Here is an 11,602-nt window from a genome sequence, read left to right on the forward strand (position 1 = left end):
GATACCGCCGTGAAGTTATCACGGCGGTTTTTTTATTTTTGCGCTATGGCAAACAATGAAGACCAATTCAAAAAAGTAGTCTCCCACGCAAAGGAGTATGGGTATATTTTCGCATCCAGTGAAATCTATGATGGCTTGAGCGCCGTATATGATTATGCGCAGAACGGAGTGGAATTGAAAAAAAATATTCGTGAATATTGGTGGCGCAGTATGGTTTACATGCACCAAAATATTGTGGGAATCGATTCCGCAATATTGATGCACCCCACCACTTGGAAAGCTTCGGGCCACGTTGATGCTTTCAATGATCCGCTAATTGACAATAAGGATTCCAAAAAAAGATATCGCGCCGATGTGCTAATTGAGGAATATGCGGAAAAACAATATCAAAAAGCTCAAAAGGAAATTGAAAAAGCGAAAGTTCGTTTTGGCGATAACTTTGACGAACAACAGTTCATAACAACCAATCCCCGCGTTGTTAAATATTTGGAGGAGCAGCGGAACGTTCTGGCGCGAATGGCCCATTCTTTAGAAAAGGAAGATTTGGCCGATGTAAAGGCTCTTATTGAAGAGCTTGAAATTGCTGATCCCGAAACAGGTTCTAGAAACTGGACCGAGGTGCGCCAATTCAATTTAATGTTTGGTACAAAATTGGGCGCTTCCGCAGAAAATGCCATGGATCTTTACCTTAGGCCCGAAACGGCACAAGGTATTTTTGTGAATTTCTTGAACGTTCAAAAGAGCGGAAGAATGAAAATTCCTTTCGGCATCGCACAAACCGGAAAAGCCTTCCGTAATGAAATAGTGGCCCGACAATTTATCTTTCGTATGCGAGAGTTCGAACAGATGGAAATGCAATTCTTCGTTCGTCCGGGCGAGGAACTGAAATGGTATGAATACTGGAAAGAAACACGATTAAAATGGCATCTTTCATTGGGAATGGGCGAAGAAAATTACCGTTTCCACGACCACGAGAAGTTGGCACATTACGCCAATGCCGCCGCCGATATTGAGTTTAACTTTCCTTTCGGTTTTAAGGAATTGGAAGGAATCCATTCCCGAACCGACTTCGATTTAAAGGCTCACGAAAAATTCTCTGGAAAAAAGCTACAATTTTTTGATCCGGAACTTAATGAAAATTACGTTCCCTACGTTGTGGAAACCTCCATAGGCCTGGATAGAATGTTCCTGGCGGTTTTGAGCCACTCGCTCCAGGACGAAACTTTGGAAGATGGAAGCGTGCGCACCGTTCTTAAACTGCCCGCAATTCTGGCGCCTGTGAAGGCTGCTATTCTTCCATTGGTGAAAAAAGATGGGCTTCCCGAAATTGCCCAAAATATAATCCAAAATCTTCAATGGGATTACAACGTTATTTATGACGAAAAGGACGCCGTTGGTAGACGCTATCGTCGCCAAGATGCCGTTGGAACTCCATTTTGTATTACCGTGGACCATCAAACCCTCGAGGACAACACGGTAACCATACGTTATCGAGACTCCATGCAACAGGAACGAATTAAAATTGAAGAGATTTCAGAAAAAATGAAGGAAACCATCTCATACAAAAATTGGCTTTCCGAATAAATTTTTTTAAGTGGTTAATTCTATATTTCAAGAGGGGAGGATATTAGTTTATCCTCCTTTTTTTCCACCTATTCATCTCGGTTTTTTATCTCTGTAATTGATACCGGCGCGGCTTTCTCACAGCGGTTCATTCTTCGTAAACCATTAAATTTTACCCAAATCGTGAGATTGTTTCTTCTAAAGATTTCATCCAAATTTATGGGATCTACATAATAAAAATCCTTATCGCCATCTTTTAACTGGATGGTGTATTCACAATCATCGGCCAAATCAGAATAAATTATTCTGCCCGGTAAGTAGCCATCGGCCATCATTTTTTCTCCAAGAATTTTCTTGGCCTCAATTTCGGCCGGACTATTTGTTTCCACATTTAGTGATTTGTTTTGCGAAGACACGCAGGATAAAACCGAAAACCCAAAAAGAAGTATTGAAATGGAAATTTTGGACAACATTTTAATTTTTTTTAAGTGGTTTATGAAGATACAAAAATTAAAAATAAGCCCGTAATTGAATACTTCCCGTATGAACCGTATTGGTTGTTTCGCTTTTTCTGCCAAAATAGGATAGATTTGCGTCCAGATATTTGGTTAATCTTTTTTGAAAAAGCAAGCGCCATGTAAAATTGGTGCCCGGCTGCAGCCCTTCCAACATTTGGTAAGCAACGGGAGAAAAGGGACTTCCATCAAATTTATTATCGATATAATTAAACTCGCCGTTAATCGAAATTTTTTCGGCATTGGTATATGCAAATGAAAATCCTATGGTTTGCTGGTCCAGTTTTTCCATTTCGCCCAATTGGTTTTCCTGGTTTGCGAATTCATAGAACACGTCAAACCGGGCCTGCTGGCTGAATAAATATGAAAGCTTCGGGTTGAATTCATATCCATCCAAGCGATAATTTCTGTTGGCAAAATTCTCTGAAATACTTTCATTGCTGCCCGTGGCGGCTTTTAAATTCAACAACCAACTTTCCCAAAATTTATGGTTGAAGTTAAACTGGTGGCTTTTCAATTCATTTCGCTGTAAACCCACGGCCAACAAATTGTCGCTGGAGGTGGAAATAAAAGTATAGCTTGTGGTGAAGTATTGCTTCCCCCGATTAAAGAACAACGCATTCCGAAAATTCAATGTCAAGCCCAATTGATCTTCACCGCCATCCTCAAATGGATTTATGTTGAAACCATCATTTTTTCGCCTCACTTTTCGGTCCAAAACATACGAAGATTGATTGTAGAAATGGGAGAGCACTTTTCGGAAACCTTCCCTATTGGACCAATTTTGGGGGTTCAACGTTAAAATTTGACTGAACTTATTCTGCCTTATTTTTAGGAATATTTGGTTCGGAAGCAAAATCCGAATATACTCCGCTTGATCCTGAAACTGCGCAACCTCAAACTCCTCGAGCTCTTGAATACCATTGTTGTTATAATCTATCCACGTATAAACCCCCTGACCCGGTTCGGTTTTTAAATAGGTAAATTCCTGCTGCGGTATCACCCCGTTGTTGGATTCCAGGGCGGTATTGAAGCGAACGCCGCCATCAAAAAGCGATTGATTGTAAATTATTCGCGAATTTAGGGAGCGCTCGGTTTCGCGGTTATTACTGGTTGTGGGAAGAGAATCATTTGGGTCAAAACCAGCACCTGCAACATTTTCATACTTTAAAGTCCGGTAATTGGCAAAGGCCGAAAGTTCGGTATTTTCGGTATTTATCAACTTCGATTTTAAATAGTAGGTATTCGACGAATTTACTTTTTGAAGCATATTGTTGCGCACGCTATCATTCACCCGAAATTGATAGCCCGCTTCCACGAAAACCCGCGTGCTGTCGCCAATGCCCGAAAACACTTCAAAGGCTGTAAATTTTTGACTTATGGGAGAAATGCTATCTCGCGAAACATCCTTAATTTCATTATTTTCCAAAGCCACCTTTCCCCCAACCCAGGCCTTTTCAAATGAATAGGTGGAGGTATTATTCAATCTGAAAAATCTGGAAGTTATGGTATCTGCCTTACTGTCCAAAAAGCTTCCGTAAGTAAGCAATCGTAAGTTTTTCATTTTTATATTGGAAGCAATAACATGCCGCGTACCATTAAAATTTTCGGAATAATTCAGATTTTGGAACTCATATCGCCCACCGCCAATTTTTGGATGCGAAACTTCGAAACCGGAAATAACAAAACTTTGATTTCCCATAGGATTTATAAGATTCCAATCACGGCTGAATTCAATATTATATAGCCTTTCAATGGTTCTAAAATCCTTTTGAACAAAATCCAAAGAGCCAAAGGCATCCAATTTAAGGGTATCTGCTGTTGTCAGTACACGCTGTTTAAAAGCCAATCTGCCAGCAAAACCATCATTGTTATTGTCATCAATATCACTGAATAGATTGAGATCGTTTTGGCTTCCCGCAACCTCAAAGTCAATTCTGGTTTTTTCCGAAGGATGAAAACTGCCGTTTAAGCCACCAACCTGCAGTTTTACTGGCGCATTGAGCCTAATTACCGGTTCGTAATTCCCCTGCATTACCCCATTTATGGGCGGTACATATTCAAAAATACGACTTATGGCATTTGCATCGCCAATCACATAATTGCCGTTGTTATTGCCTACCAGCGAAAACCGCACGCTAAAAAGTTCATCCTCCGGATTATTTGAAAAAACGAAAATTTCCTCACCATTGCTGATTTCCTTTTTATAGAGAATTTTATTTTCGGAATATGTGTCCGGCACCGCAGAAGGTGCCACCATTGAATCCTTGTCATCGCCAGCTGATTTCAATATGTCCACTTGCTCCTCGGTTAAATTTTGTTGCAACGGTTGGTTTTTCGCATCATTTTCTGAATAAACATACACGCCCAAATCTAGTTTTTCACTAGTATAATTTCCGCCGCCATAGCCTATAAATCGAGTATAGCTTCGGTCCGTGTATTGATATTCCACAGTAATGCGCATATTGCTGGTTATTGGATAAGTGGGATTAAATTTTATTTCGCCGGCGTTGTAATCAATAACATAATCTTCGTTTTCGCCTCTTTTCAAAAGAAGACCATTCACATAAACCCGCTCGCTCCCCGAAACTACCAAAATATAAAGTTCGCCATTTGGCCCCACCAATTTGTACGGGCCCTGATTGCCCTCCTGGCCAATAAATTCGCTTTTGGAAAAAACGCCACGTACCAAAGCCCCAGAGGCAAAAGCCGAAATTTTTGAACCATCTTCATTGTTAAAAGTTCCGCCAAGGGAAATTCCCTGTACTTTTTTGGTGAACCTTCCGAAGTAACTATTGTTGTTTTGAAGATCTATATCGCCTGCACGGATGTTCCAGTTTTCACCAAAAAGCTCGATGAAAATTTGATCAAATTCATTCAAACTCTGGGAATAGCCACCTTCTTGAGTGGGAATATTGGCATCTTGAATGGACGCGCGGATGGAAACTTTATCGCTCAATTTTCCCGTGATTTGAAGATCCAATTCACTATTCACAACCGCATTTTGATTATTGCCAATAGTAATGCCGCGCGAAATGCTTCCCGAGGTATTCAAACCGTCAAAAGGAGTAAAAATATTTTTATTCGTATTCTCGTCCAACGAATATAATTTATCCATTTGACCTGTATTTTCAACAATAATGCTTGGGTCGAGGACAAAATAATCCCGGGTCAGAAAATCGGGATATTGTAAATATTGTATGGTGAGGGAATCTTGCTGCTGTTGCAGTTCTTCAGAAAAAATAATGGTTCCTTTTTTAAAATCAATTCTATAACTAAAAGGGCTTGGCGTATTTCCGGCATTATCCGTTATTATAAATCGTGTGGGGTTTATGCCGGCACTGTCCAAAACCACAGTATCCTTCACCGCCACTTTTTTCTGGCGATAATTTGATGAAATATCCTGCGCTTGGCCAATTGCCGCAAGGAAAAGAAAAGATACAAACAGGTAAAACTTCATCAACTATTAAACTAAACACTTAGGTTTTTATTTTGTCGGTTTTTTGGTGATAACCTTTTGGGAAATGATTGGCGTAAAAATACAATCTTATTTACTTTAGCAAACGCAAACCCTCCGTGGAACTCTACGGGCCTCCGCGAAACTCTGTGGAATAATCATAACGGAGCTTTTCGCAGGAAAATACTGAAAGAAATACAGAAAAACTTCAATTTTGAAAATAATATCATACAACGTAAATGGCATCCGCGCCGCAATGCGCAAAGGTTTTATAGATTGGCTAAAAGCTGCAAATCCGGATGTTATATGTCTGCAGGAAACAAAAGCGAATTTTGACCAAGTGGAAATTGAGCAAATTGAAGCCGCCGGATATCCCTATCATTATTGGTACAGCGCCGTAAAAAAAGGCTACAGTGGCGTAGCAATTTTTTCAAAAATAAAACCGAATCACGTGGAATACGGCACCGGCATTGAATATATGGATGCCGAAGGAAGAAATATTCGTGTAGATTTTGACGATGTTTCGGTGATGAGTCTCTATTTGCCCAGCGGCACAAACATAAACCGGTTGGAGCACAAATTCACATATATGGCCGATTTTCAGAAATATATTGACAGTCTGAAAATGAAAATCCCAAATTTGGTGATTTGCGGCGATTACAACATTTGCCACGAATCGCTTGATATTCACGACCCAATCCGCAACGCCAATGTTTCCGGATTTTTACCCGTTGAACGGAAATGGCTCGATGGATTTATGAAAAGTGGCTTTATAGACAGTTTTCGCCATTTCAACAAAGAACCGCACAATTATACGTGGTGGAGCTACCGTGCCAATGCGCGCAACAATAACAAAGGTTGGCGAATTGATTATTGTATGGTTTCTGAACCGTTGCAGAAAAATTTGAAACGTGCCGTAATTTTGCCTGATGCGATGCACAGTGACCATTGCCCGCACTTGGTGGAACTCGAATTTCCTGCGTAGCAAAAGGAATCTTTCTTATTAGCAAATTACAATGAAATACACAACCCTACCCAACACCAATTTAAAAATCAGCAAACTTTGCCTCGGCACAATGACTTGGGGGCAACAAAACACTGAAGCCGAAGCACACGAGCAACTTGATTTCGCCATTGAAAAAGGAATTAATTTTATTGATTGTGCCGAAATGTATCCCGTGCCAGCGAACCCTAAAACCCAGGGAAGAACTGAAACCTACATTGGGAACTGGCTTTCAAAAAATAAAAATCGGGCCGATTTAATTATTACTTCAAAAATTGCCGGGCCCAGTCGAAATATGGATCACATCCGCACACCTTTGGATTTTAGCAAAAAATCTTTGGAAGATGCTATTCATTCTAGTTTAAAAAGATTGCACACGGATTACATCGATTTATACCAACTGCATTGGCCGGAGCGAAACACGAATTATTTTGGGCAACGCGATTATTCACATAAAGTAGATGAGAAATGGAACGATAATTTTTCTGAAGTTTTAACTCATTTAGAGGAATTTGTAAATGCTGGAAAAATCCGCCATATTGGACTTTCAAACGAAACTCCTTTTGGGGTAATGCGTTGCATTGAGGAATCTCGAAAGGGGAAAATGAAAATTGCTTCGGTACAGAATCCATATAATTTGGTAAACCGAAAAGATGAAATTGGTCTTTCGGAAATTCTTCATCGCGAAAACATTGGCTATTTGGCTTATTCTCCATTGGGTTTCGGAACACTTACCGGAAAATATTTAGTCGGTAAAGCTGATGAAAATTCAAGAATAAACCAATTTAAACAATACACGCGCTACAGCAGCAAGCAGGCTTTTAAAGCCATCGAAAAATATTTTGATATATCTAAAAAACACAATTTAAGCTTTGCGCAAATGTCTTTGGCATTTATTCTTCAAAAGAAATTTGTGACAGCTCCAATCATCGGTGCCACTTCCATCGAGCAACTTTCCGAAAACATTGACAGCATCTACATTTCACTTTCAAAAGAAATTTTAAAAGAGATTGATGCGGTTCATCATCAAATTCCGAATCCGGCGCCTTAGGCTTCGCTGGAGTTGGCTTTACACAAACGCACTATATCCAGTAATGGCCCGCCCCACAATCAAAGAATTGATTTCCTTGGTACCCTCGTAACTATAAATTGCTTCAGCGTCGGCTACGAAACGGGCAACATCATACTCCAAAAGTATCCCATTTCCGCCCATAACTTCGCGAGCTTGGCTAACTACATCACGGGTTCGCATACTGCAAAAAACTTTTGCGAGTGAAGCGTGTTCATCGGTCAACAAACCGTCATCCTGCAGTTCGGAAAGGCGGAAACACATGGTCTGCATGGCTGTAAGGTTCGCAACCATTTCCACCAAGTGGTTTTGTATCAATTGAAAAGAAGCAATTGGTTTTCCAAACTGTTCACGTTTTTTTGTGTATTTCAAAGCTGCTTCATACGCTCCGCGCGAACAACCCACCGCCTGCCACGCTACGGCAGCGCGAGTCATCTTTAAAACTTTAGCGGTATCTTTAAATGAATCACATTTTTGGAGTCTATCGCTTTCCGGCACGCGGCAATCAGTCAATGTTATAATTGCATTTTGCACGGTTCGCAGTGCCATTTTATTTTCGATTTTTTCAGCCACAAAACCTGGATTTCCCTTTCTTACCAAAAATCCCTTCACCTGGTCCGAAGCTTCATCGCGCGCCCAAATGATGGTAACATCAGCAAATGTGGCGTTTCCAATCCATTTTTTCTGTCCGTTTAATACCCAATCATCACCTTCCCGCCTGCACGTTGTTCCCAAACCACCCGCTACGGCTGAGCCCACTTCTGGTTCCGTCAAACCAAAGGCGCCAATTGCTTCCATCCGTTGCATTTTCGGCAACCATTCCTGCTTTTGTTCCTCGCTTCCGCATACGTAAATGGAGCCCATCGCCAACCCGCTGTGAACGCCAAAAAATGTGGAAATAGAAACGTCCACCCGGGCCAATTCCATTGCAATGATTCCTTCCATTAAAAATGGCTGTTGATATTTCCCGATTCCTTCGTAAGAAATTCCGCAAATGTCGAGTTCAGCCATTTTTGGAATAATTTGAAATGGAAATTCCGCCCGGTTCCAATATTCATTGGCAATTGGGCGGATTTCATCTTCCATGAAATTTCGGACTTTTATTTGCAGTTCGCGTTGCTCGGGTGAAAGTTTTAAGGCCAAATCATAAAAATCGCCATCAATGGGCGGCAATTTGTGCTGCCCTTTTTTTCCGCCTTTGTGTTTCAGCATTTTCATTAAACCCGCCAATTGTCTATCATCAAGTTCACCCACGGTTTTCATAATTTCGGAAAGATCTACCTTTTGCGAGAGTTTCCCCAACGCATCAAGGTCAATTTCTTTCATTAAATGTATGGTCTGCTTAATTTTGGAGAAAATGGACATAACGGAGTTTTTCAGAATTGAATTCTAAAGATAATGTTATGACCTTTTTAAATGGCTAAAAAAAAGTTAATTCAATGGAAGCTCCTTCAGCAAGGATTGGTGTACAAAACCCTTTAAACTGTCGCGAACCTGAATGTGGAACCACTGTTGATTTTTCCCGAGAATAAAAACTGTGTCATTTTTTTTCAACGATGCGAATTGCTTAAAAACCGCGGCAGGACCTTTCCGCAACTCCGCCCTATTTTTTGAGACGGTGGCGGATACACTTTTTACAGTATCCTTTACCTGCTGGATTTCGGTCATTTTTATATATGGATACGGATTTACGGCGCCGGTATTTCGATAAATCCCAAAATGAAGATGGGGTGCAGTGGTTTTGGCATTGCCGGTATTGCCAACAAAACCAAGGGTATCGCCTAATTTAACACGTTGCGCCGAAGAAACTGCTACACTGTCTAAATGTGCATAGTACACATTTTTGCCAAAAAGTCCGTCCCGAAGCCAAACCTGTTTACCACCCAAACCGCGCTCGCCCGTAAAACCAATTCTGCCATCGGCAACGGCCACAACCGGTGTGCCGCGGGCAGCGAAAATATCAACCCCTTCGTGCGAACGCCGGCCCGCATCTCGTGGATCTGCCCAAAAGCTCTGTACATTTTCGTTGGTTGCGCCGCTTACAGGAAAGGCATACATGGGCTGCGAATAGATTTTTAAAACAAAGGGGATTTCCCGTTTCATTTCGGGCTGTACGATTATTTTATATACGTCACTTTTGTCAATTTCAAAAGAAAGAGATGCAGATTTTTTTTCAGAACTTTTCACTAATTGAAAAGTTTGAATCGAGTCATTTTGCTGCTGAAATAAATCGATAAAAACATTGGCAGTATCGGGATTTTTTTCAACCTCAACTACTAATTTTTCACCCTCTTTTAATTGAAGATTGTAACTGTACACGAGAAAATTTTCCGAAGAAAAAATCCCACTTTCCGAATAAGGGAGTGTTATTTGAAGACTGTCCCTTTTCGCTTTTTCAAAAGCATTTTGCCACCGTACCAAAAGTGGGTCATCTTTCTTGAAATTGCGTTCGTAAACCTCACGGGCAGTGGGTTGGATTACCACATCCGCAACTTTTTGGACTTGCTTACAGCTTACAATTATTAAACTGAAAAGAATTAAAATATAAGATAAATTTCTGTTTTTCATAGCATCGCTAATTTAGCAGAAATTGTACCAAAATTATTCAAAAAGATGGCGAACAACATCGTGCACTTTGGCAACTTTAATAATATTAATATGAAAATTTTGCTTCGGAATTTTGCAGTATTTTGAAACAACGATGGAAGTGAAACCAAGCTTTTCGGCCTCCAAAATACGTTGCTCCACACGGGTTACGGGGCGTACTTCACCGGCGAGTCCCACTTCAGCAGCAAAACATAGGCGCTTGTCAATGGCAATGTCAATATTTGAGGAAAGCACGGCGGCGACCACGGCCAAATCTATTGCGGGGTCGTCAACGGTTATTCCACCGGTAATGTTTAAAAACACATCTTTTGCACCAAGTTTGAAGCCCGCGCGCTTTTCCAAAACAGCGAGAATCATATTCAAACGTTTTGCGTTGTAGCCCGTGGCGCTGCGTTGCGGGGTGCCGTAAACGGCGCTGCTTACCAAAGCTTGAATTTCGATCATAAGCGGACGCATGCCTTCCAAAGTTGCGGAGATTGCGGTGCCGCTTAAATCTTCGTCATTTTTCGATATCAATATTTCCGAGGGGTTGGAAACTTCGCGAAGACCGCTGCCCTGCATTTCGTAAATACCCAATTCATTTGTACTTCCGAACCGATTTTTATTGGCTCGGAGGATTCGGTAAATGTGGTTTCGATCGCCTTCAAATTGCAAAACAGTATCAACCATATGTTCCAAAATTTTTGGACCGGCGATGTTTCCGTCTTTTGTAATGTGGCCAATTAAAATTACGGGCGTGCCGGTTTCCTTTGCAAATTTTATAAGCTCGGCAGTAGTTTCCCGAATTTGTGAAATGCTTCCGGCGGTACTTTCAATATGATCGGTGTGCAGCGTTTGTATGGAATCAATCACCACAATATCGGGTTCAATTTCTTCAATATTTCTGAAGATATTCTGGGTTTTTGTTTCGGTTAAAATGAAACAATTCTCAGAAATCGGTTGTATTCTTTCGGCCCTCATCTTTATTTGCTGCGCACTTTCCTCGCCCGAAACATACAGCGTTTTATAGGGAAGTTGCAGCGCAATCTGCAACATCAGCGTACTTTTGCCAATGCCGGGTTCACCTCCCAAAAGCGTTAACGAACCCGGCACCAAGCCGCCGCCAAGCACTCGATTCAGTTCATTGTTTTTTGTATTTAACCGTGCTTCGGATTGGGTTGAAATTTCTGAAATGCGCTGTGGTTTGGCCACTCTTTTTGAAATGTTTTCAGAAGATTTCCAACTTACTTTTTCGGCTTTTTGGATAATTTCCTCCGCAATGGTGTTCCATTCCTTGCAACTATTGCATTGTCCTTGCCATTTGGCATATTGGGCGCCGCAGTTTTGGCAGAAAAAAGTGGTTTTTGTTTTGGTCATAATGTTTGGCTAAAATAAATATATTTACGCTA

8 protein-coding genes are annotated in these 11,602 nt (G+C 41.0%); 3 read left to right on the forward strand and 5 right to left on the reverse strand.

The genetic code is table 11. From position 1 onward, the window contains the following. Nucleotides 1–45: 45 nt before the first annotated feature. The gene (locus QRD02_RS00510; RefSeq protein ID WP_290252935.1) at nucleotides 46–1,584 is read left to right on the forward strand and encodes a glycine--tRNA ligase; all 1,539 of its coding nucleotides are present in this window, start codon (nucleotides 46–48) and stop codon (nucleotides 1,582–1,584) included. A gap of 68 nt (nucleotides 1,585–1,652) precedes the next feature. On the opposite strand, the gene QRD02_RS00515 is transcribed toward QRD02_RS00510, so the two are convergent. Together QRD02_RS00515 and QRD02_RS00520 are read right to left on the reverse strand one after the other, a co-directional pair. Next, nucleotides 1,653–2,036, reverse strand: coding sequence for a hypothetical protein (locus QRD02_RS00515; RefSeq protein ID WP_290252936.1), 384 nt, complete (start codon nucleotides 2,034–2,036; stop codon nucleotides 1,653–1,655). Nucleotides 2,037–2,073: 37 nt separating this feature from the next. Further along, nucleotides 2,074–5,538, reverse strand: a complete 3,465-nt coding sequence (locus QRD02_RS00520; protein WP_290252937.1) for a DUF8818 domain-containing protein — start codon at nucleotides 5,536–5,538, stop codon at nucleotides 2,074–2,076. 211 nt (nucleotides 5,539–5,749) lie between these two features. Here QRD02_RS00520 and QRD02_RS00525 point away from each other — a divergent pair, with 211 nt between their 5' ends. Next, complete coding sequence (locus tag QRD02_RS00525; protein ID WP_290252938.1) at nucleotides 5,750–6,520, forward strand: exodeoxyribonuclease III; 771 nt, start codon at nucleotides 5,750–5,752, stop codon at nucleotides 6,518–6,520. A gap of 31 nt (nucleotides 6,521–6,551) precedes the next feature. After that, on the forward strand, nucleotides 6,552–7,589 hold the full coding sequence (locus tag QRD02_RS00530) for an NADP(H)-dependent aldo-keto reductase (protein ID WP_290252939.1): 1,038 nt from the start codon (nucleotides 6,552–6,554) through the stop codon (nucleotides 7,587–7,589). An 18-nt stretch (nucleotides 7,590–7,607) separates the two neighbouring features. On the opposite strand, the gene QRD02_RS00535 is transcribed toward QRD02_RS00530, so the two are convergent. The 3 genes from QRD02_RS00535 to radA form a co-directional block, all read right to left on the reverse strand. Then, a complete protein-coding gene (locus QRD02_RS00535; protein ID WP_290252940.1) occupies nucleotides 7,608–8,972 on the reverse strand; it encodes an acyl-CoA dehydrogenase family protein in 1,365 nt (454 codons plus the stop codon). A 66-nt stretch (nucleotides 8,973–9,038) separates the two neighbouring features. Beyond that, nucleotides 9,039–10,175: a M23 family metallopeptidase gene (locus tag QRD02_RS00540; RefSeq protein ID WP_290252941.1), complete on the reverse strand. Its 1,137-nt coding sequence runs from the start codon at nucleotides 10,173–10,175 to the stop codon at nucleotides 9,039–9,041. A gap of 33 nt (nucleotides 10,176–10,208) precedes the next feature. Then, nucleotides 10,209–11,570, reverse strand: a complete 1,362-nt coding sequence (gene radA, locus QRD02_RS00545) for a DNA repair protein RadA (RefSeq protein WP_290252942.1) — start codon at nucleotides 11,568–11,570, stop codon at nucleotides 10,209–10,211. Between the last annotated feature and the right edge of the window lie 32 nt (nucleotides 11,571–11,602).

This window comes from Aequorivita aurantiaca (genome assembly GCF_030410135.1).
In the GTDB taxonomy this organism is placed as follows: Bacteria; Bacteroidota; Bacteroidia; order Flavobacteriales; family Flavobacteriaceae; genus Aequorivita; species Aequorivita aurantiaca.